This window comes from Actinomycetota bacterium, assembly GCA_040757835.1.
Classification (GTDB): domain Bacteria; phylum Actinomycetota; class Geothermincolia; order Geothermincolales; family RBG-13-55-18; genus SURF-21.
In genome coordinates this window covers 21,431-43,250 of the sequence record JBFLWJ010000004.1, presented here as the reverse complement: position 1 = coordinate 43,250, position 21,820 = coordinate 21,431, and the positions used below count along the sequence as shown (strand labels likewise).

Sequence of the window (21,820 nt, the reverse complement as noted above, 5' to 3'; positions counted from 1 at the left end):
AAGAAGGTGTTGTTCGAGGCCTGCGGGAGGGTGTCCGCCGCGGCGAGAGCCCCCGAGATAATCGAGGACTTCCCTTCCCTGCGCGGCGCGGATTTCTACCTCGTCCACGACGAACCCGGGCCCTTCTTCTTCGTCGCACTCGATCGCGACGATTCCCCGCCTCCCCGCGTGCTTATGGAGGCGATAAGGGCCGCGGAAACAGGGGAGGACGAACCGCCGCGCGAGAAAGCACGGGCGTCCAGCCGGCGTGGGCGGCCCGTCCGGGACGGCGCGACCCATGAAGGCGTGGCCACCACCACCTCGCCTTCCAACGCCCCGCCCCACCCCGGGGATGGCCCCGCCCCGGGGGATCGCCGGGCGCACGCCCCGAGGCCTTCGCGCCGGAAGCTGCCGGTGATCGACGGCGGCGGGCTGCGACAGGCCTCCCGCGAGGGAATCAGGCTCGAGTGCGCCCCGGTGCTCGACTTCTTCCTGGCCCTGCCACTGGAGACGGACCTGGCCCGCCATTCCGTGTCCTCACGCGCCCTGTGCGCGGCGGGTGCGATCGCCCTCTCCCTGGCGATGACCTCGTCCTTCATCCCCGAGGTCGTCCCGGGCTGGGATGGCGCGTTCACCGTGCGGTACCTCCCCCTCGCCCAGGGGGAGAAGGTCTGGCGGGCACTGGCTTGGCTCGAGGAGGTGTTGCCCGCCAACCTCGGGTACCGCCGCCGGGGGCAGGCGGTCTACGCCCCGGGCGCGGCGTCCCGCCTGGTGGCACTCTTCCTGGACCGCATCGTGGCCCGCTTCGCCCACGCCCCCGCGGACCTCGTAAGGGACAAGCTCACAAACGCCTTCTTCGCGGGCGGGACCTACGAGCCCACCAGGTTCGAGGAGAGGCGCACGGTGGCGAGCATCTCCAACTGGCTGGAAAGGCTTGCCATGCGGGGTAAGGCCGTCTCCCCGGTGGTCAGGATAGAGACCCCCGCAAAGGACCTCTTCGGCCTGCACCTGGACGTGGAGGACCGCGACGACCCGCTGGCGCCGATACTCTCCCTCTCCGAGGTCTTCGCCTCCGAGGACGAGGTGTTCTCCCGCCCCGCCCGGCGCGTGCGGCACGACCTGGCGCGGCAGATAGCCGTCGCCGGGGAATACCTGCCCCAGCTTCTGGATATCCTCGACTCGCGCGGGGTGATGAGCGCCGCCGTGAGCCCGGTCGAGATGGCCGACCTGCTCACCCGGCACGCCACCGTCCTGGGCATCCTGGGCATCAGAATGGTCCTCCCCAGGGAGCTGGCTAAGCTCCTCTCCCCCAAGCTGGCGCTGCGGGCGTCTCTGTCCGGAAGCGCCAGGACCAAGAACTACCTGTCCCTCGCGGAGATGCTCGAGTTCGACTGGGAGATCTCCCTGGGCGAAACGGTGATGACCAGGGAGGAGTTCCTGGAGCTCGTCCGCTCGGCGCAGGGCGTGGTGAGGTTCCGGGATGGCTACGTCATGCTGAGCCCCGACGAGGCCGAGAGGATGCTGCGGCAGATGTCCAAGCCCCCGCCGACCCCGTCCTCCATGGAGCTGCTGCGCTGGGCTCTGGCGGGCGAGGAGCGAGGCATGGAGCTTCACACCGACGCCGCCCTCGCGCGCTGGCTGAAGCGGATGGCCAAGCCGGAGAGGATAGATGTCCCGGCCACCCTGACAGGGAGCCTCCGCCCCTACCAGGAGCGCGGCCTGGGGTGGCTCTACACCAATGCAGCGCGGGGCATCGGGTCGTGCCTCGCCGACGACATGGGCCTGGGAAAGACCATCCAGGCCATCGCGCTCGTCCTGGCGCTGAAGGAAAGGAAGGCAGGCAAGCACCCGGCCCTGGTGGTGTGCCCAACGACGGTGGTGGGCAACTGGCGGAAGGAGGTAGAACGCTTCACGCCCTCCCTGCGCGTGTCCATCTACCACGGAGCGGAGAGGCGCCTGGCCACCAAGGACCGGGACCTTGTGATCACCTCCTACGGCATTCTCCGGCGGGACCTGGACAAGTTCAAGGCCCGCGCCTGGGGGCCACTGATCATAGACGAGGCCCAGAACATCAAGAATCCGCGCACCGACCAAGCCCGAGCGGTGAAGGAGGTCAAGGCCGACTTCCGGGTCGCCCTGAGTGGGACCCCGGTGGAGAACCACCTCGGTGAGTTGTGGAGCATCTTCGACTTCCTCAATCCGGGATACCTCGGGTCGCTGGAATCGTTCCGCCAGGACTACGCGGCGCCTATCGAGAAGTTCCGGGACGCGGCAAGCATCGACCGGCTGCGCCGTATAACCGCCCCCTTCATCATGCGCCGCCTCAAGTCGGATAGGAGGATTATATCGGCGATACGCCGGACAGCGCGCCGCAGGGATTCCGGGAACTGGCAAGAACCGCCGGCGAGTGCGATGATCTGCTGCGGGCCCGCAACTACGTCGAGAAGTGTGAGGATCACCTGTTGGACCATGTGCTGGCCGAGGAGATCCTGAGAAGCTGCTTGGAAATAGAGGAGGAAGTGCTCACGCTCGCGCTGGAGAGGGGCGAGCGGCTGATACCCATCGCCATCGCCATGTGCGCGGACCTGCTGGCGGAGATAGAACCGGACTTACTCCCGGACGGGTTCGTCTTCCTGCTGCGCCTCATCGGCTGCCACAAGCCGCGTCAGGCGCTCCCCGTCCTCATGCTGGCGCTGGAGGGTTGTTGCGGCGAGGAACTGCACGAAACGGTGCTGGCCCTGGCCAAGCTGGGCTCACTCTACCCCGACGAGGTCTCGGCCGGGCTGCGCCGCGTGGCGGGAGATCCCGCATACGGCGAGGCCAGGTTGGCGGCCGTCGAAGCTCTCGGCCTGTTGGGCAGGGAGGCGGGCAATGGCGGGTTCCTGCGGGAGATGCTGCTGGGGCTGGACCCGGAAGACCCCTTCTACAACGATATGTTCATCTTCATCGTGCAGGCCCTGGTGTCGTCCGGTGGCGAGGAGGTGGGGGAGGTTATCGGCGCCGCGCTGTCGGAACACCACTCCTTCCTAGACGAGGCCGCCGCGGCTTTCGCGCGCGAATCCCTCGCGGGCCGCGACAGCACGGGCCTGGGTTGCCGGCTCGAGGGCTTCGTGGATGAGGATATGGCCGACCTCAGGGAGTTCGAACTCGATTTTGAGATCGACCGACTGCGTTCCACCATGACGCGGGAGAGGGAGGAAGATCTTGAGCTCATCCCGGAGGAGGACGAAGAGTGGCTGCCGGACCTCGGCTGGGTCGAGGAGCAGCTGAGGACGGGAAGAAACGATCCCTGTCCCTGCGGCAGCGGCAGCAAGTTCAAGAAGTGCTGCCTGCCGCGGCTGGAGGAGCTGCGCGATATCCTGCTGTACGGGGGGTTCGATGAAGGTGAACCCTGGCTGGGAGCATTGCTCATGTCTTCGCTGGCGGATTTCGCGCGCGAGCATTCCAAGGCGGCGGAAAGGAAAGCGGCCAGGGACGAATACCTGGGGTCGCTCGGCCGCACCCGCTTCGGGGAAGGCGGCACGGAGGGAGTGGAGATACTCGAGGAGGCACTCTTCAATGACTGGTTCCTCATAAGATGGCCCCTTGGTGAAAGCGGAAGAACCGTGGCCGAGGAATTCGCGGCGGCGCACGGCTCGGACCTGAAGGATGAGCAGGCCCGGCTGCTGCGCGGATTGGTGTCCGCCCGTTTCTCCGTCTACGAGATCGAGAGCATGGACGACGGCGGGACATCGCTGCGCGACGTATTCCGGAACGAACGGTACCGCGTGTCCGGCGACTTTCTCGGGCCGGACACAGCGGAGGGCGATCTCGTCGGAGGGTTCCTGGGCGATACGGGAGGACGGCACGAACTCTTGAGCAACGTCATCTATGCACCCGGGGATTTCCTGGGGGAGCTGGAGAGGTTCGTCAGCGTGGAGAGCGGAAAGGCCATCGAGAGGGGAGAAGCCGGAGACCTGGACGAATTCCTCCAACGCTCGGGATACCGTGTTCTCTACGAGATGATGCGCCTCTACGGGATCCATTCCTTATAACGGGGTAGTCAGGCAGAGAGAGCCTGAGCCGCTTCTCGCTGATAAGTTCAAGGTAACAGAGATGTATGGGAGCACCATCGCAGTGGTGCCTCTATCCATAAATGCAATAAAGGAGTCGGCCGGCATGTTGAAAGGGGCTGTAGACAGGCGCCTAGCTCTCGCCGCCGCTCACCTCAAGGCTCAATACCCTATCGCATACGCTGATTGTTTCTCTGCCGCACTCGCTTAAATCAAGGACGCCGCTCTCGTCACCGGTGATCCCGAGTTCAAGAATGCTGGGGTTGGTGCAGTGATTCCAATCGTCTGGCTCGCCATGTAGATCCGACACCGACACTTTATCCCGGTCCGAGCTTGCGGCTCAGATGCTTGGCGACGAAACGATCCGACGACTTCTCTCCAGCAACGATCTCGCAGATACGCCTGTGGACTTCTTCCGCGCATCCTGCGCTGTTGGCGGCTTGCATGGCGTAGTCGAAGGCGCTGATCACATCCATTCCGGTTATCTCGTACCCATAACCCTCCACCAGCCAATGTATGGCCGCTATGCCCGCCTCGACGGCGAAACGCGGCTGGGTTTGCGCCATGTCCCTCGCGGCTCTAGTAAGGGTTTTCGGGTCGCAGGGGCTGGTATTGGCCAGCTCGATAGCCCGGTCGTAAAGTCCCGCCCACTTCGCCGCGGCGAACCACTTGCCTTCGTTCCCGGGAGTTGATGCCACGAGATCCTCGAGTATCCGCGACTTGTCGATGTCGGGGAACTTCCTCGCCACCTCGCGGAAGGTGGCGAGATAGGTCGTTTTCCAGTTGGCATCAAGCGCGTAGCGATCATAGGCTTCCTCGGAAAGACCGCTCGACAGGAGGATCTCCTGGCATTGCCTGGAGATATAGGAAGAGCTGGTATATCCATCACGCGATTCCTCCGCGTACCGCAGGGCACGAGCCTTCTTCCCCGTGGCCAGGAGCGCCTTCACGCCCCATTCGCGATAGAACCGGAAGCTCTTTGGCCCTCTATCGATAAGCTCGAGTATCTCTTCATTTCTCCCGGCTTTGAGCAGGGAGCTGAAGCAGGCTACCTCCGCCGGAACGCGTACATCGGTGAAGATGACCTCGGCGTTCTGCAGGGCACGCTGGCCCATCTTATCCTCTACCCTGCCAACCACCGCTCTGTTAATCCTATCGCCTCATCTCGAAGATCAGCTCGCATACGTCGTCCCCTCCGGAGAGATAGCTGGTATGGATGTGCTCGAGGTCGGGGTTTATGGCCTCGCACAGACCCCGGAAAGCGGGCCCGCTGAGGATATCCCGGCAGAACCCCTTATTCAGGAACCCGGCCGCAGGACAGTGGCTTTCCCTGCGTACGCATCTGTGGGTGGTCATCTCGACGATCTCCCCTTTGGTGGTTAGATTATGCATATAGGTAAGGGCTTTCATGGCGGCGGTAGCGTCCCTCTCCACGACCCCCAGCCTTTCCAGGATCATCTCCGCCTCGTAGTCCCGGATGTATTTGCGCATTATATCCCCGGGTTCACGCATGTCCGTTGGTATGAGGCCTCTCAGCCAGTAGCGCAGGATGAGATAGGGGATGGTGACCAGGCGCCTGGCGAGGATTGTCACCTTCTCCTGTGTGGATATAAGGTAGGCCTGATTGTCGTTCAGCCGTCTCTCCTTTCCACCGGCTGCCCTTGCGCTACGCCCGATGTTTCCCTCCGCCATCCCGGATGCCAGGGCGTGGATGCGTCCCACCTGTTCCTCGGAAAGGCCGAACGGCGGATAGAACCTTCCCAGCAGCCGATACAGAGGCGGCTCCTTCAGGGCCAGACGGGCGGTGATGGCCAGGAATCTCAGGGGCTCCCGGCCCTGATGTTCCAGGGCCAGATAACCGGCGACCTTCAGCCCCGAGCGCGCCAGGTACTCCCTCAATATCTTGAGGTGCCTGCGCCAGTAAGAGCGGCAGGTTATCACAACCGCCGTCTTTACCGTAGGAGATAAACGTATACCAGGCAGTACCTCCCTGGCGAAATAAGCCATGGGAGGGGCGGGATGGAAGCCCCAGGAAGGACCCACCAGGACCACCATGTCGTAGTCACCCTCGTATACGGACTGCGGCAGCGGTTTCAACTTGCGTCCCATTCCCATCCCGCCGTAGGCGGTCAGTATCAGCGTCTCCAGGAACTTGACCGGCAGTTCGAAGGGTGGGTCGGGCTCCAGGGCGGTCACCGTCACCTCTATGCCGGCCTCCTTCAAATCTTCCTCCAGGATCCCGGCTACGTCCTTCCCTCTTCCGGTCAACGAGTAGTAGACCACGAGGGCCTTGTCTGTCCTGTCCTTCTCTTCCACGTTTTCCCTCCTACTGCCATAAGCACGTCACCACTTGCAGATCACAGGATATGCATCCGAGCCAGCAGGCGCCCAGGCCTGGCCACCACCCAGTTCAGGGCTCCGGGGGACAACTTGAAGACGCTCTTCAACCTCACGAACTCCACCACGTTTCCCTCCGGATCACCTATATAAACCAGGGTGCCACGAGGGCCGAAGCCCCAATCAAAGTCGGTGGGCGGAACCACTTCCCTGCCACCTGCACCTGTGGCCCTTTCCGACGCCGCGGCTGCGTCGTCGACGTCGAGGCCGATCTCCACCAGGCCCGGATCGCCGAAACGTCTTCCCTCGAACACCCGCTCACCGCTACGTCCCCCGCAATGGAAAAGCTTGACCATGCCGCCGGTAAAGGAGACCAGCCGCGCCGTGGAGCCGGCGCTCCGGCCTAGGTAAACGACTTCCAACCCGTCCGGGCCGGGCATGACCGGCTCCAGTTCCCCGGCAACATCCTGTCCATGGCATAGCTCCTCATCGAAGCCCAGGACACCGTAGAAAGCCTGGGCCCTCTCCAGGTCCGAAACGCCCAGGCCGACGTGGACGATGCCGCATACGAGGCCAGGCCCCTGGTCCGACCTTGCGTCGTCGAGGTCGATCAACTGTATGGGCAGACCGTCCGGGTCCTTGAGGTAGGCGTAACGCCAGGTGGCCCCGGTCGCGGTTTTCAGCTCATGGATGTCGGTCAGCATGTCTACTCCCGCCTTTTCCATGACTCCAAACACCTTCTCGAGACCTTTCACCTCGACGCCCAGTTCCAGGTAGCCGGTATCGCCCCAGCTGGGCGGAGACGGCTTTGTCCTGGGAGGTGTATCGACATGCTGAAAAAGCTCGAGCGTCGCTCCTCCGTAAGCGTTCAGGGCGTTCAAGATACGCATGCGCGGCCTGCGCCCGAACATGGGTACCAGTTCCTCGATATCGTCCTCCAGTTCGCTCAGTTTCATCTTGAAGCGCAGATGGCGGTGGTAGAACTCATACGAGCGGTCGACATCCGTCACGCCAACCCCTACGTGCTGTAGAGAGTTAATCATCCAGGTTCCTTCCCGCCGTCCTCCGGGAGATGTTAGAGGCTATGACGACTCCGCGACCATCCCCGATTTGAGGACGCTCTCTTGATGTTTGGGCTGTTGCTCTCACTTCCCGGAGTAGTTCACGCGGCCGACATAGAACTCCTCATCGGGCTCCCTTGGGGTGATGCCGATCTTGCGCAGCCCTTCCTTGTACCTCTCCTTCTCGTGCTCGTAGATGCGGGGCGTGGAGAGATACATAGGGCCGCCGTTCATACCCGTCAGCCAGCCCACGTATTTCCAGTGCATGAAATTGTAGCTTCCCTCCGCCACCTGGGGCATCTGGAACTCTTCCCAGACATCCCGCGCGGGCTTGAGTTCCCAGAATATCTCCATGGCCTCGTCCATCTTTCCGTCCAGCAAGAGGTTGAAATGTTCCACCAGGCGCGGATTTTCCGGGGTCTGCAGGTACTCGTAAGGGGCCGACCCCGCCCACTTGAGCCCCAGCTCCATCACGCACACGGGCCACCACGAGATCATGGGCTGATTGAGCATGACCACGTCGCCGAAGCGGCGGACGCACTCCATGGTATGGGCCATGTCCACTACCCCCAGCTTCATGGCCACCACGTTTTCTATATGGGCGATCCTCTCGATCGTCCTGGGGTTGAAGCCACTGGGATGGAACCTCTCGAAGTTGTACTTGTGGGAGGGGTAGGCCACCACAGCCAGGTTGGTGGAATCGCATATGGTCTTGAAATACTCGTAGATATCGTCCTCGCTCTTGGGATAGAAGCTGGGAGGAAAGGCTACCATGACACAGTCAATGCCCGTCTCCTCGGCGATCTTCACGTTGTTGATCTGCTCCTCGATGGTGTTGTTGCAGATATACGCATCGAGGATCACCCTCCCTTTGTTCTCGTCGACAACCCACTCGTAATAAGGCCTCAAGATCATCTCCTGCAGCATGAAATGGATGCCCTCGCATGCTACGGTAGTCATAAAGAACCCGTGCCTGGCTACCATGTTGACGTCGTACCTGATGCCCGCCTCGTCCATGAGCAGCATCTTTCCCTCCCCCATCTCCGTGGGTTTGAGGGAGGGTATGAGTACGTTCTCGATTCCGCGGAACTTCTCCCGCGCCCAGTCCTTGGCCTCTGACTTGGTGTATTCCGGCACACCGACCACCTCCTAAATAGTCCCTGAAGATATCTATAGATAGCAGGATATATCCAGCCGGTTGATGTCGTTGGTCCCTTCGTAAATCTGGGTGAGCTTGACGTCCCGCATGAACTTCTCCACCGGGTAGTCCTTCATATAGCCGTAGCCGCCGAAGATCTGCACCGCGTCGATGGTCACGCGCATGGCCATATCCGTGCAGAAGACCTTGGCCATACAGGAGAGCTCGGGGCTCGCACCAAAGGTGGTTATGTTGGCCCAGGCGGATTTCCAGGCCAGGGCCCTGCCCGCCTCTATATTGGTCAGCATGTCCACCAGTTTGAACGCCACCGCCTGATGCTCGATTATCCGCTTCCCGCCCTGCTTCCTCTCCCGTGCGTAAGCCAGGGCTTCATCGTACGCCGCCTGCGCAATGCCTACGGAAAGGGCCCCGACGGCTCCCCGGGAGATGGGGAAGAGACAGTTCTCTACGTACCATACGCCCTTGCCCGGTTCCCCGAAGACGTTCTCCTGCGGTACGCGCACGTCGCTGAGGACCACATCCGCCGTGGGAGACGTGCGCTGGCCCATCTTGTCCTCGACCTTTCCTATGGACAGCCCGGGTGCGTCTCCGGGCACGTAGAAGAAGGCGGTGCTGTCACGCCCCTCGTAGCCCTCCAGCGATGCCAGGATGAGGTATAGATCCGCCACGCCTGCGTTGGTGATGAAGGTCTTGGTGCCATTGAGCACGTAATCGCTGCCGTCCTTCCTGGCCATCGTCTTGTGGGTGCCTGGGATATAACGCGAGTAGGTGGCGCAATCCGATCCTCCCGAGGCCTCCGTGCAGGCGTTGCAGCTCAACATGCCTTCCCGAGAGGCCAACAAGGGGAGGTACTTGCTATAATTTTCCGGCTTTCCCTCAATGAGGATGAGGGCAATATTGGCCCAGTTTATCCCTATGGTTGTAGCGATGCCCGCGTCACCGTAGGCGATCTCCTCTATGGCCAGCACCAGTGAGAAGAGCGGCATTCCAGCCCCGCCATATGCCTCCGGTATGGGCATGCCGAGTATGTCAAGCTCAGCGGCCTTCCTGATGATCTCCCAGTCGAACTTATGTTCAGGATCCTTGTCAACCTCTATCGCCCTGGGCCTGATCTCGTTCAACGCGAACTCCCTGAGCATGCGCCTCGTGTCCTGTTCCTCCTCGGTGAGCGCGAAATCTACCATCCGTTACCCCTTTCCTCAAACCAAATATATCTGGCAAGATGGTCTTATTCATACATTCCTTATATGATAATCGAATGATGGTTCATTCATACTAGAACGAGGCAACCCGGCTTGTCAAGCTCCAGATAATCCATTATCCTGGTTATCCAAAGAATCGCATAGCCATCTATCTCATATCTTCAGCAGCATCATAGAATGGGGTTTAATGGATGGTGAACCATATTCATCGAATCCCACTCCTTTAGATGGAGGCATCGAGGTGATGAGGGGTGATCTGTATTAGTTTTACAATATGTTATATAATATACTATATAAGAACAGCTGGCATTCCGAGTGGTCGTTATGCAGGCGGAGTCACGAAGTTAAAGAGCTGGCATAGGTGGTGATGTTTAATTGATAGAATACCAGATGGGATATCGTATATCTCTTGGAGGATAAGCGAATGAAGCTGAAGGAAATCTGCAGGTCTGTAGAGGAGAGGACCGGGGAGCGCTGTACGCCGGCGATGATAAACAACTACGAGCGGATCGGGCTTATACCCCCGCCACCCCGGACCAAGGGAGGCACACGCATTTTTTCCGAGGACTACACGCGCCTCATATCCCGTATTGTGGAACTCAAGTCGAGGTACTTGAGGCTGGAGGCGGTAAAAGAAATCCTGGAAAAGGAAGGTCCGTTGGCATCTGGAACGCAAGGTGTTCCCGATGTTAAAGCCCCCGTTAACACGGAGGGAAAGCCAGAAGGCCGGCGCGCGGAGATAGTCGATGCGGCGATTCTGTCCTTCTCCCACAAGGGATACCACGAGACCAAGATCAGCGATATCGCGGAGAGGATCGGCTGCGGAGTCGGCACGATCTACAACTACTTCCCAGGTAAAAAGAACCTGCTCCTTGCCGCCGTGGACGGCATCATAGACATCGTACTGGAGAAGATGGACCGCATCAACGAGACCGAGGATAACCCCATCGCAAGGATAAGAAAAAAGGGCCTGGCTTTCCTCGGCAACTACAACCAGATCAAGGACATCATGTTCATCCTGGAGGGAGAGGCTGTGGGTGAGGATGCCGACTTCTCCAGCAAGGCCGCGACCCTGATCGCCAAATACACCGGCGCAATGATCGAGGACCTTGATGATGCCGTAAGCATGGGCCTTATCAGGGATATAGACCCCAAGGCCGCTTCCTACGAGCTCTTCGGGATGGTCCTCATGATGGGTTACCTGATATCCCAGGACGACAGTTATTCGCCGGAGACCCTGATCGACAATTTCGCCGACGCGCTGTTGAACGGCATACTGATCAGGGAATGACCCCTCCGCCGGAATCCAATCTCCGCATCTATTAATATCGCATATTATATATTATATATTGATATTCGTCCATGGATTTTCGCCGGAGACCCCGTTAAAAACAACTGATCCTTATGAGGCGCATTATTCCTGTATTTATGGCTTTTTTCCGAGATGTTCCGCTGTCTTGACAGTACGGACATCTGATTATAAAATGAATGAATTATCATTCCACAATCGATGTACGGCGAGGGAGTCATCGTCATGTTACTTAGGGATGTAAACCCAGCTTTAAGTGTAAAGGTTTTAGGCGGAACGGCCTGCCCGCCGCCGGGGTACAGCAGAAGCCCGATCCCCCTGGCCGAGTGCCTGCAAGCCCCCTATCCCCCTCCCTACATCTTCAGGTCCAGGGCGGCGGCAGCGGCGCTCTACCTCGTGCCACCCCAACGGCTGGAGGTGCACCTCCCTCCGGATTACAAGCCGTTGAAGATCCTGGGGCGTTCGGTGGTAGGAGTGATCGCCATGCATTTTCACTACGTCGGCCGCGCCGACGGCTTTAAGCCGGTGGTGGACAAGCCCTTCAACGAGATATGTTATTTCTCGCCGGTCAACGTCAACGGCCTGGTGGGAATGCACGCCTACCGCATGGAACTCAACCATCCCGAAGCCACGCGCCTGGGGATCGAACAGGCGGGCTGGCCCAAGCTGCTGCAGAACCCGACTACGGAGATCGGCGTGGGCTACCTGAAGGTGGAGAACCAGAGCGATCACCCGCTGCGGATCGAGTTCGAGGCCATGTCGGCCATGAGAGGTTCCCCCCGAGCTCTCCTGGGTCGGCTGCTGATAAAGCCGGCCCTGTTCAACGCCGCGCCTTTCCTCTTTCCGTGGCCGCGGGAGGGGGTGCTTACCATGCCCGACCAGCGGTTCAAGGTGATCAGACCGCTTCCCGCTCGGGCCAAGGTCGGCCGCATAGATTACCTCACGGACCTGGGGATAATGATGCCGGAAGAGATCTCGCGACCTGCCTTGAGTTTCCTCTTCCGGAAGATAGAATTCGTCATCGATGACTCCATCTTCTTCGTGAAAAGCTAGGCGGTGATCATCATCAGCGGATTATGGAAAAGATACACCACCCTCGATGACCAGACCATATCAAGGAAGATAGAGGCACCGGCATCGAACGTGTTCGGGCTTTTCGGTAACCACGCCGACCTGTTCGCCCTCTTCGGGGAGCTGGGGTTGAAGGTGTCCTGCAACCGGCCTCGACTGGAGTGGGGAAACCTCTATGACTTCTCCCCCGGGCGCGGCGTGCATATAAAGGTCTATGCCCGGGAGGTCGTCGAGGACCGCGGCGCCGATCTCCTCTTCCTTACCGGGCCGGTCAGGGGGAGCTGGCAGATATCCATCGATCCTTTGGAGCCCGATAGCTGCCGTTTGAGCATAGGGTTCGACATGAAGACCTATAACCCGCTGTTTCGCCTTGTTTGGTGGCTCTACCTTTACAAACGGCATGCAGATTCGGGCCACAGGATCCTTCAGTGGGCGGGCGAAAACGCGCGTAAAAAGGCGCTATTACCTGGCGGTTGAACGGACAGCTGCAGTAGCAACGGCGGGAATGCAGCGTGAAGAGACAAGGGGGTTGTAAATGCTCGGCGAGGAACTGATGGAGGCCATCATCGAGGGCCGGATAGACGATACCCCGGACATCACCCAGGCCCTTCTGGATGACAGTATCTCCCCCAAAGAGATCATGGACAAATACATGATCCCGGCCATGCAGGCGGTAGGGGAGAAATTCGAGGAGCAGGAGTACTTCGTCCCGGAGGTGCTGGTGGCGGCCCACGCCATGCAGGCCTCCCTGGCTTTGCTCGAACCCGTGTTAGCCCAGAGCGATGAGAGGCCGGCCGCCAAGGTGGTCATCGGGACGGTCAAGGGGGACCTGCACGAGATCGGAAAGAACATCGTGGCCATGATGCTGCAGGGTGCCGGTTTCCAGGTGAACAACCTGGGAGTGGATGTGAGTTCCGAGGACTTCGTCGCGGCGGTGGAGGAGATGGACGCCGATATCCTGGGCATGTCCTCCCTTCTCACCACGGCCATGCGCAGCATGCAGGACACCATGGATATGCTCGTGGAGGCGGGGATCAGGGAGCACACCAAGGTGATGGTGGGGGGAGCCGCCATCACCCCCGAGTTCGCCCGGCGTATCGGGGCAGATGTCTACTGCGAGGATGCCAACGAGGCGGTAAAAGCCGCGAGGGAGCTGTGTCCATGAGGTTGCCGGACTGGGCCGCCTCCCTGGGCAGGGTGCCCGTCGTGCCCCTGATGGGGTATCCGGGAGTGCGGTTGAACGGGTTTTCGGTAAGGGAGGCCCTCAGCGATGCCGCGGCCCACGTGAGCACGATAGAGGCGCTGGCTGAGAAGTTTATGCCCGATGCGGTCTTCGCCCTCATGGACTTGACGGTGGAGGCGGAGGCCGCAGGCATCCCCGTGACCATGCCCGAGGACGGGCCCCCCAGCACCTCGTTGCATCCCATCAAGTCCATCGCATCCTTCAGCTCCCTGAAGAGGCCCGACCCATCACGAGACGGCAGGATGCCGTCGTTTACGGCTGCCGTATCGATGCTGAAGGCAAGGCTGGACATCCCGGTGGGCGCCTATGTCATCGGGCCTTTCACCCTGGCGGGAGAGCTGGCCGGGGCCGAACACCTGGCCACCTCCACCATCCGGGACAGGGCATTTGTGGAAGGCCTGCTCTCATTCACAACCGTGGTGATCAAGGACTATGCTTATGCTCTGTGTGAAGCAGGTGCGGACCTCGTGATCATTCTGGAGCCCACCCCGGTGATCCTTTCTCCCGCATCATTCGAGCGATACTCTTTTCCTTATATATGTGAAATCGCCGAGTTGATACGCAGGGGCGGTGCCTCCCCCATCCTGCATATCTGTGGAGAATCGACCCATCTCATCCCGGAAATGATCAGGACGGGTGTAGAAGGTCTTTCCCTGGACAGCCCGATAGACATGGCCGCGGTGGCCGAAGCCGTTCCTCCCGACCTCTTCCTCATAGGCAACATCGCCCCCGTCGAGGTGATGCTGGAGAAGGGCCCGGAGGCGGTTAGAGCGGGGGTAGACGCCCTGCGTTCGGCCATGGGCTGCTGGGACAACTTTATATTCAGTTCGGGCTGCGACCTGCCTCTGGACACACCCTTCGAGAACATCGAGGCACTGGTTGAAGGGGGCAGTGGAACAAGCTGAGATGTTGACTTCATCAATGGAGGGAATCCCGTGAACATAAGACCCCTGGACCTGGAGGTTTTCTTCAACCGCGAGGCTTGCGACCTCTGCGGCATCTGCTTTTCGGAGTGCCCGGAGATGGGTCTTCCACTGCGTATAGCCAGAGAGGAGATCGACCTGGCCATCAAGGGGAGGCCCAGGTACGTCCTGGGCCGGTGTACCTCCTGCCGGGTGTGCAACGCCCTCTGCCCCAACGGATGCAACCCCTGGGGGCTGGTCAGCGCCTTGCGCAATTATCGCTGCGAGGGCCGGGGGATAAGCAGCATATTCGGGCTGCTCGCACCCCACTTCCCTCCTAACGTCTTCACGGCGTTGAGGGGGAAGCTCACCGAACGGGAGCGCGAGGTGATGAAAAGATGGGACTCCCCGCAGAAGGGCGAAGAGGTCTTCCTGCCAGGAAACAACTCTTTGCTTGTCCCCTATCTCTATGACTCACCCCTGCTGGGGGATATGGCCGTACTCTGCGGCGAGAGACTGGACGCCGGGGCTTTCTACGCCGTGCCGGGGTACATGGACCCCGCTAGCCAGGCCCTTGGCTTCATCATCAAGACCCTCGCGAAGCTGGGGGTGAAGAGGGTGGTCTGCGAGACCGACGGTTACGATATGCTCATGAAGCATGACCTCTTCGGGTTCAGGATGGATCTTGAGGTTACCCACATCTCCGAGTGGCTGCGGCAGCGTATAGCCGACGGGAAGATCTTAGCGACCAAGCATCTGGGAAAGAGACTTACCGTACACGACAACTGTATGTCACGTGACTTCCGACCAATGATGGATAGAGTGAGGGAGATCGTCTCCCTTCTGGGTGGCGGACTTGTGGAAATGGAGCGCACCCGGGAGAGGGCGGCCTGTTGTGGCCTGGGTGGAGGTTCGCGCGCCTTCAGCCTCACCGACATGCTTACCCAGATGGTGGCCAGGTTGAGGGAAGCGGAGGCCACGGGGGCCGAGGGCCTGGTGGTCTACTGCACCGGCTGCCTGTGGGCTCTCTGCGTGGCCCGGGTGCTGAGCGGCTCGAGTCTGCCCATCCATCACGTCTTCGAGCTGGTGCGCATGGCAGCGGGGGAAGAACCCCTGCAGGACATACACGACGAGAGGGCCTGGCAGATCATGGGGGTAATGGCCGACGGGGTCATCGACCACCTGAAGTCCGGGGAGAAGAGGATGTTCATAGATGAGATCCCCTCCGGGGAGAAGACGGAGCTTGCCCTCGGCTCCCTGCCATTCCCGCCCACTTTCCTCTCCAGCTTGCTGGCCAAGCCGGCCGCGCGCGAAGTGGCGTCGCGGGCCGCGGCCTTGCTGACTCCGACCCTCACCTCTGCATACCTGGGCGGAAAGAGGCTCCTGTTCGACGCCCGCATACGGGCGGAAGCGGCGGCGCGGGCCGTGGTCTCGTCTCCGCCAGTCCAGGCCCTAAAAGGTGCGCTTCCCGCACCGACCGACATCTCTTACTGGGCCGGAACCAGGGAGAACAGCCGTATCATGTGTACCATCAAGAGATCACTCCTGCGCAGGATGCCGCTGAGATACGTCGTAAGGCTGGGGGGGAGGCCTATCGTTAGCGTGCCCTGCGCCGCCCCGGTAAACAAGCACCTGGGGAGGACTTTCGAGCAGGCCACCAAGGACGCCATGGTGAATTTCGACACCGTCAACGAAATGGTCAGGATGTTCAAATCGGATATGCTGTTGGGGATCGTCGACGGTTCCATCGAGCCCCAGGCCTGCGGCTGCGAAGTCGCATATCCCGAGATCGGGGTCCCCTGCGTAATCACCCATCCCGCGCCTACTCTCGAGGAGCTGGAGAAACTCGTGATCCCCGACCCCCACCGGGACGGCCGCCTGCCCCAGATGATGGAGGCCATCCGACTCATCAGCGCCAGGTACGGCATATCCTGCGGGTGCGCAGTCGGCGGCCCTCTGACTATCGCATGCGAGCTGGGCGGAGCTGAGAACGTGGCTTCGAGCATCATCACCGATCCCGAATACGTGGCGAGGTTGTTGGAATATTCGACCGAGGTGTGCAGGACGGTCGCCCTGGCCTACGTGGCCGCGGGTGCGGACGCCGTGCTGATCGGCGAGCCCACCGGGAGCATGCTGTCCAGAAAACACGCCTGGGAGTTCATGGGGAAATACGTCAAGGAGGTCATCGACGCCTGCCCCGTGCCGACCATCCTGCACATCTGCGGCAACGCCAACCACCTGATCGAACTCATGGTCCGCACCGGGTGTGACGCCATCAGCGTGGACAAGGGTGACCTGCCTTCCCTGGTCCCGAGGATACCCGAGGACGTCATCATAGTCGGCAACATCGACCCCATCGCGGTGCTGGAGGAGGGGACCCCGGAGGGGATAAGGCGGGAGGTCGCGGAGCTATGTTCCAGGATGAGCCACGTTCCATGTTTCATATGCGCGCCGGGTTGTGACATCTCGCCCAACACCCCCCTGGAAAACCTTACCGCCATGATCGAAGCTGTACGCGAGCTCGGCTAAAGGATGCTGTGTCTATGACTATCGCCGACAATACAGAAGATTCTGGTCCCGAAAGTCCGTGGAAAGGAGATCGACCTGAATATGAAAGTCTTAAGCATCAACACCAGCTCGCGTAATAATGGAAACACCGCCTTTGCCTGCAAGCTGTTGGCGAATGCCATTAATGGCGGACATGGAGAGTCAGTGCATTTTGATATCTGCAAGATGGACATCGCTCCCTGCAAGTCATGTTATGCATGTGAGGTGAAAGGCAGGTGTGTGGTCAAAGACGACTGGCAGAAAATACATGATGCGCTGTGGGAAGCCGATGCGCTGGTTTTCGGCACCCCCGTCTACGTACTCAGGGAATCCGCATGGGCACGGATATTCATCGAGAGGAGCGTTTCTCTTATCTCACACGTTGAGGGGTTGGGGAAGAAGGGCAAATCCATGTACGAGGCTATGCGCGAGTTCAAGGAGGAGCACCCGGGCGAGGACTACGGTATGCCATCTATACGTCTTCCCCGAGGCAAACACCTCTATTTAATCGTAACGCAGAACAGTCCCGTCACCTATCCCGCCGAACAGATCATGAACTACCTCTCGTTCATTTTCGCTATCGTCGGCTGTGACATAAAAAGGCAATGGATAATCACCGACACCCTGGAATCCCACGATCTTAAGAAGCGCATAGAAAAGAATGGTCTCCCGCCAGAGGTATTCGCGAACCTGCAAAGTGTTTAACAGGCATTATAGTGGCGGAGGGGGGCGGGATTCGAACCCGCGAGCCGTTGCCGGCCAATGGTTTTCAAGTTCTCCCTTCCGAATTCATAGTAATACCTGGTAATTCTGCAAGTTGTTATCTTGCATATTTATAAAAATTACCATTTAGCCTTAGCGATATTTCGCGATACTCAGCGGTGAAATAGGCCTAAAATGGGCACAGCTCGATTGGTCTCTTATCTACATGTGTCTGCATAGGTTCTTTGCCGACATTTGTTGATATAGATTCTTTCTTATAGACTGCAATTAACCGATTACGGCATCGCCTTCATCCCGCCAGGAGATAATAACGTAATCGCCGTGATCGTAGTAAGCAAGGCTTCCGCCCTCCTCAACCAGAACCTCCATTAAATACTTTGCCAGCGTGTTGCGTTCTACCGCGTCCGGTATACATATTTCCGCTGCGAAATGGGCCGCGGCCTCCTCTATGCTGGAGAAACGGTACATGGTGTTTGAGCCATGGATAGAGACATCGGGAGCGATTCCCATCTGGCGCAAAACCCCCAGAAGTATATCGTCCCCCGGCATAGTTACGTAATCCCTGCCGTGAATGGAAGGCCATAGGTCCATGTACATCCTCTCCCATCCCTGTATACCATGGTTCCAGATCAGGAATACGTAACCGCGGCAGACATCTGTCATGCGCGCGATCGCATCCCGCAAGTCCAACATGCCGAGGGAAAAAGAGGCGATCACTACGTCGTAGGGAGCCTTGAGGTCACGTGCCGGGTCCACATCCTCCCATCTTTTATTAAGGCACGTGACGTTGGCGATACCGCTCGAGGCGAGATTCTGCTTGAGGCGGGAGAGCATGGCCCCGGAGGGCTCCACGGCGGTAACGAGAGATGCCGTATCGGCAAGCGGTATCACGTGGGTCCCGGTTCCCGCCCCGATGTCCAGAATGCGCGCATGCCGGCCCAGGCCGAGGTTGTTTATCGCCGCAATCAGGGTCTCGCCCCAATCACTTGTCCGGGCCACATCGTCGTAGCTGCGTACCAGTAGCTCACTCTCCCAGAAGCGCACGCAGTCACCGTCGGCCGATTCGCGATGCTCGAGCATCCGCCTGCGCCATACGTCGCTGTAGTCACATCCCTTATCCATCACCGGCAAGGCCTTCCGGATACACGAACTTGCCGAGTCCGAACTCCGCCACCTCGCAGAGATCGCCGTAGAGCTCCTGAAGGACAACGGCGTTGATAACATCGGCCGCTTTTCCCGCGGCCACGAGGCGGTTGTCTCCGAGCACGACTGCCTCGTCGCAGAACCATGCCACGTGATTGGGATCGTGGGTGCAGGCTATCACCGTTGACCCGCCCGCGGCTATCTCCTCGAGAAGCTTCCACACCTTGATCTGGTTGCTGAAATCCAGCGCTGAGGTGGGCTCGTCCAACAACAGCAGCTTGGGGTCCTGGGCCAGGGCACGGGCGATTATCGCCAGCTGGCGCTGGCCGCCGCTCAGCTCGTTGTAGCGCTTCAGGGCCAGGTCCTCGATGCCTACCGTGCTCATCGCCCTCATGGCCGCCAGCTTGTCTTCCCGGGAAGCGCCGAAGGGGCTGCGGAGATGTGGCGTCCGGCCCATCAGTATTACGTCCCTGACCGGGAAGGGAAAGGTCACCTTGTGTTCCTGGGGGACATAGGCGATGAGACGCGCGAGGCTCCTGATCTTCAACTTTTTCAAGTCGCTCCCCTCTATGGTGATGGTGCCGTGGTGGTAATCCAGAAACCTCATCATGCACCTGAACAGGGTGGTCTTACCGCTGCCGTTCGGGCCGAAGAGACCGCATAGACTGCCGCTCTCTACCCCGAAGGTGATCCCCTTCAGAACCTGCGGCCCCCGGGGATAGGAGAAGGTGAGGTCGCTTACCTCGATCATGGGCTTCCCCCGAAAACCGCGCCGGCTTTGCTGCGCAGAAGAATGATGAGGAAGGGCGCACCCACCAGTGAAGTCAGAATCCCCACCGGTATCTCCGCCGAGGTGAGGGTCTTGGCGAGGGTATCACATACGACCATGTAGGTGGCCCCGAGGAGGGCGGCTCCCGGAAGCATGTAGCGGTGGTCGGGCCCCAGCAGCATCCTCGCCGCGTGGGGCATGAGCAGTCCCACCCAGGCTATTATCCCGACCAGGGAGACCGCGACAGCTGTAGCCAGCGTGGCGACGGCGATGAGCACGGCCTTGAGGCGTTCGGTCTGGATGCCGAGGGCTTTGGCCTCCTCGTCACCCATGGACAGGATGTTCAGCTTCCAACCCATGCCCCAGAGGAAAAGCGTGCTCGCGATGGTGAAAGGCGCCAGCATGAGTACGTCCTTCCAGGTGGAATAGTAGAATCCTCCCATGAGCCAGAAGACGATCTCGCGCAGGGCAGCGTCCCGGGCGAAGTACTGCAGCATGGCCACGAGGGCGTCGAACACCGAGCCGATGATCACCCCGGCCAGGATGAGAGTGACGACCGGCGTCTCGCCGCGCACCCTCGCCGTAAAGTAGGCGGCGGCAACCGCGAGAGCCCCGAAGAGGAAGGCGGACAGTTGCAGGGAGAGAAAGAAGCTCGGTATCACGATGGCCAGAGCGGCACCGAAGGCCGAGCCCGATGCCACGCCCAGTATGAAGGTATCCACCAGGGGATTGCGAAAACACCCCTGAAAGACCCCGCCCGCCACCGCCAGGGTCATGCCCACCAGGGCCGCCAGAATGATCCTGGGGAGGCGCACCTCCCATACTATTATGTTCTGCATGGCGTCGGCTTCGGCCGCGCCGTCGAAGAGGTCCAGGTGGCGAAGGAGGATCCTTAAGACGTCCATTAACGATACGTTGTAGGCCCCAAGCACCAGAGCGATCAGGCAGGTGAGCAGCAGCAGGACCAGGAGACCGCCGAGCACGAGAAGCTTACGGCGCTCGGCGAAGATGCCGGCCGGAAGCTTCTCGAACTCGTCCTCCAACATCGTGTTCAAACCGTTTCCGGAACTAGAGATCGGCCTGCACCGTCCAGTCCATCCACTGCACGCTGCGGAGCTCTTCAGCCGTCTCCTCGTCCACGTTATAAACGTTCTCGTAGAACTCCAGCACCCACTCATTTACCTTAATGTCCTCGAAGAGCTCGGGGTAAGCGGCCTTCGCGATGACCATGACCTCTATGGGGTATTCGAGACGCTTGGCGCAGTTGTAGGGGGTCCAGGGCAGCGCCCATACCCGCTGGTTCTTCACCGCATCGAGCTCGCGCAGGTTCTGGTAGTAAGAAGCCCCGTACAGCTCCTCGGGAGGGTGGTAGCCCCAGTCCGTAGGCAGCACTAAGACATCGGGGTTGAGCGCGAGGATCTGCTCGGTGCTGACGATCTTCCAGCCTCCCGATTCCTCGTAGGCGTTGTGTGCGTTGACGATGTCGGTGACGAAATAGGATTCGATGGTGTCGGTGCACAGCACGTCGCCCGCTCCCCCGCTGTCCCTGGCATTGGGCGAGAGGCCGAAGAGAAGGACGCGCGGCTTGTCCTCCTCGGCCACGCCCGCGGTGCGCTCCGAGACCATGTCCACGATGCCCTCCAGGTACACGTTGAGCCGCGCGGCCTCGTCCTGTTTCTCGAAGACCTCCCCCAGGATCTCGATTTCCTCGGAGATCTTGCTTACGTCGGGCTGCTCGAAGGCCGGCGGTCCGTAGAGGACCACCGTCGGTATGCCCAAGTTTTCGATGAGTGCGATGCTCTTCTCGATATCCTCCTCTGTGCCGTACTCCATGGTATTCATGGAGCCGAAACCCTTGCGGATGATGATGACGTCGGGGTCTAGGGCAGCGATCTCCTCGATGTTCACCGCCTCTTCGTACTTCGCGACGGCGGGCAGATCCATGATCCATGGGCAGAGATATGAAACCGGATTCATGCCGTTCTCATATGTGGTGGTCTCGCCGGATACCAGTTCGAAAGCATAGGAGTCCACCTCCTTGAGGTTGTCCGAGCCGAGCCCGACGACTTTATCCTCCACACCGAATGAATACATCACGCTGGGTATGAAGCCGTCGCTCAATTCCACTACCCTATCGATCTGCAAGGGCACCACCACGGTCTTTCCCCGCATGTCGACTATCGTCCTGGTATCCTCCTGGCTCTCCTGGCTACTGCCGCCGCATCCCGCCAGCAGCACCGCCAGGACAATCGATACCATGACAACGACCATCAGCTTTCTCATGATACCCTCCTTACTACCCTTTAATACCGGGCCTATATAA

Annotated in this window: 18 protein-coding genes; 9 read left to right on the top strand and 9 right to left on the bottom strand. The window is 60.0% G+C overall.

The genetic code is table 11. The features are described from left to right. Positions 1–9 precede the first annotated feature (9 nt). Both AB1384_05565 and AB1384_05560 read left to right on the top strand, forming a co-directional pair. Positions 10–2,472 (top strand): DEAD/DEAH box helicase, encoded by a 2,463-nt coding sequence (locus AB1384_05565; GenBank protein MEW6553735.1) that lies wholly within the window; start codon positions 10–12, stop codon positions 2,470–2,472. Next, positions 2,451–4,013 (top strand): SEC-C metal-binding domain-containing protein, encoded by a 1,563-nt coding sequence (locus AB1384_05560; GenBank protein ID MEW6553734.1) that lies wholly within the window; start codon positions 2,451–2,453, stop codon positions 4,011–4,013. Before AB1384_05565 ends, AB1384_05560 begins: the two co-directional genes overlap by 22 nt. A gap of 335 nt (positions 4,014–4,348) precedes the next feature. Here AB1384_05560 and AB1384_05555 read toward each other — a convergent pair whose 3' ends face one another. The 5 genes from AB1384_05555 to AB1384_05535 all read right to left on the bottom strand — a co-directional run bounded on the left by AB1384_05555 (position 4,349) and on the right by AB1384_05535 (position 9,772). Beyond that, the gene (locus AB1384_05555; protein MEW6553733.1) at positions 4,349–5,146 is read right to left on the bottom strand and encodes a hypothetical protein; all 798 of its coding nucleotides are present in this window, start codon (positions 5,144–5,146) and stop codon (positions 4,349–4,351) included. A 37-nt stretch (positions 5,147–5,183) separates the two neighbouring features. Continuing rightward, a complete protein-coding gene (locus AB1384_05550) occupies positions 5,184–6,347 on the bottom strand; it encodes a hypothetical protein (GenBank protein ID MEW6553732.1) in 1,164 nt (387 codons plus the stop codon). Between the two features lie 41 nt (positions 6,348–6,388). Further along, positions 6,389–7,411: a VOC family protein gene (locus AB1384_05545; protein ID MEW6553731.1), complete on the bottom strand. Its 1,023-nt coding sequence runs from the start codon at positions 7,409–7,411 to the stop codon at positions 6,389–6,391. A gap of 102 nt (positions 7,412–7,513) precedes the next feature. Continuing rightward, positions 7,514–8,566, bottom strand: a complete 1,053-nt coding sequence (locus AB1384_05540) for a dihydrodipicolinate synthase family protein (protein ID MEW6553730.1) — start codon at positions 8,564–8,566, stop codon at positions 7,514–7,516. A gap of 33 nt (positions 8,567–8,599) precedes the next feature. Beyond that, positions 8,600–9,772 carry an acyl-CoA dehydrogenase family protein gene (locus tag AB1384_05535; protein MEW6553729.1) on the bottom strand — a complete coding sequence of 391 codons (1,173 nt, stop codon included), beginning with the start codon at positions 9,770–9,772 and terminating at the stop codon, positions 8,600–8,602. 442 nt (positions 9,773–10,214) lie between these two features. On the opposite strand from AB1384_05535, the gene AB1384_05530 reads away from it, so the two are divergent. The 7 genes from AB1384_05530 (at position 10,215) to AB1384_05500 (ending at position 17,567) form a co-directional block, all read left to right on the top strand. Continuing rightward, on the top strand, positions 10,215–11,081 hold the full coding sequence (locus AB1384_05530; protein ID MEW6553728.1) for a TetR family transcriptional regulator: 867 nt from the start codon (positions 10,215–10,217) through the stop codon (positions 11,079–11,081). A gap of 243 nt (positions 11,082–11,324) precedes the next feature. Continuing rightward, a complete protein-coding gene (locus AB1384_05525; GenBank protein MEW6553727.1) occupies positions 11,325–12,152 on the top strand; it encodes a hypothetical protein in 828 nt (275 codons plus the stop codon). 3 nt (positions 12,153–12,155) lie between these two features. Further along, complete coding sequence (locus tag AB1384_05520) at positions 12,156–12,647, top strand: hypothetical protein (GenBank protein ID MEW6553726.1); 492 nt, start codon at positions 12,156–12,158, stop codon at positions 12,645–12,647. 58 nt (positions 12,648–12,705) lie between these two features. Continuing rightward, positions 12,706–13,335: a corrinoid protein gene (locus tag AB1384_05515; protein MEW6553725.1), complete on the top strand. Its 630-nt coding sequence runs from the start codon at positions 12,706–12,708 to the stop codon at positions 13,333–13,335. After that, the gene (locus AB1384_05510; protein ID MEW6553724.1) at positions 13,332–14,318 is read left to right on the top strand and encodes a uroporphyrinogen decarboxylase family protein; all 987 of its coding nucleotides are present in this window, start codon (positions 13,332–13,334) and stop codon (positions 14,316–14,318) included. Before AB1384_05515 ends, AB1384_05510 begins: the two co-directional genes overlap by 4 nt. A 30-nt stretch (positions 14,319–14,348) precedes the next feature. Then, entirely contained in the window at positions 14,349–16,844 is a 2,496-nt protein-coding gene (locus AB1384_05505) for a uroporphyrinogen decarboxylase family protein (GenBank protein ID MEW6553723.1), read from the top strand. An 81-nt stretch (positions 16,845–16,925) separates the two neighbouring features. Further along, on the top strand, positions 16,926–17,567 hold the full coding sequence (locus AB1384_05500; protein MEW6553722.1) for a flavodoxin family protein: 642 nt from the start codon (positions 16,926–16,928) through the stop codon (positions 17,565–17,567). Positions 17,568–17,852: 285 nt separating this feature from the next. On the opposite strand, the gene AB1384_05495 is transcribed toward AB1384_05500, so the two are convergent. The 4 genes from AB1384_05495 to AB1384_05480 form a co-directional block, all read right to left on the bottom strand. Beyond that, positions 17,853–18,629 (bottom strand): class I SAM-dependent methyltransferase, encoded by a 777-nt coding sequence (locus tag AB1384_05495; protein MEW6553721.1) that lies wholly within the window; start codon positions 18,627–18,629, stop codon positions 17,853–17,855. Between the two features lie 70 nt (positions 18,630–18,699). After that, on the bottom strand, positions 18,700–19,479 hold the full coding sequence (locus AB1384_05490; GenBank protein ID MEW6553720.1) for an ABC transporter ATP-binding protein: 780 nt from the start codon (positions 19,477–19,479) through the stop codon (positions 18,700–18,702). Then, complete coding sequence (locus tag AB1384_05485; protein ID MEW6553719.1) at positions 19,476–20,543, bottom strand: iron ABC transporter permease; 1,068 nt, start codon at positions 20,541–20,543, stop codon at positions 19,476–19,478. Before AB1384_05485 ends, AB1384_05490 begins: the two co-directional genes overlap by 4 nt. A gap of 22 nt (positions 20,544–20,565) precedes the next feature. Beyond that, the gene (locus AB1384_05480) at positions 20,566–21,780 is read right to left on the bottom strand and encodes an ABC transporter substrate-binding protein (protein ID MEW6553718.1); all 1,215 of its coding nucleotides are present in this window, start codon (positions 21,778–21,780) and stop codon (positions 20,566–20,568) included. Between the last annotated feature and the right edge of the window lie 40 nt (positions 21,781–21,820).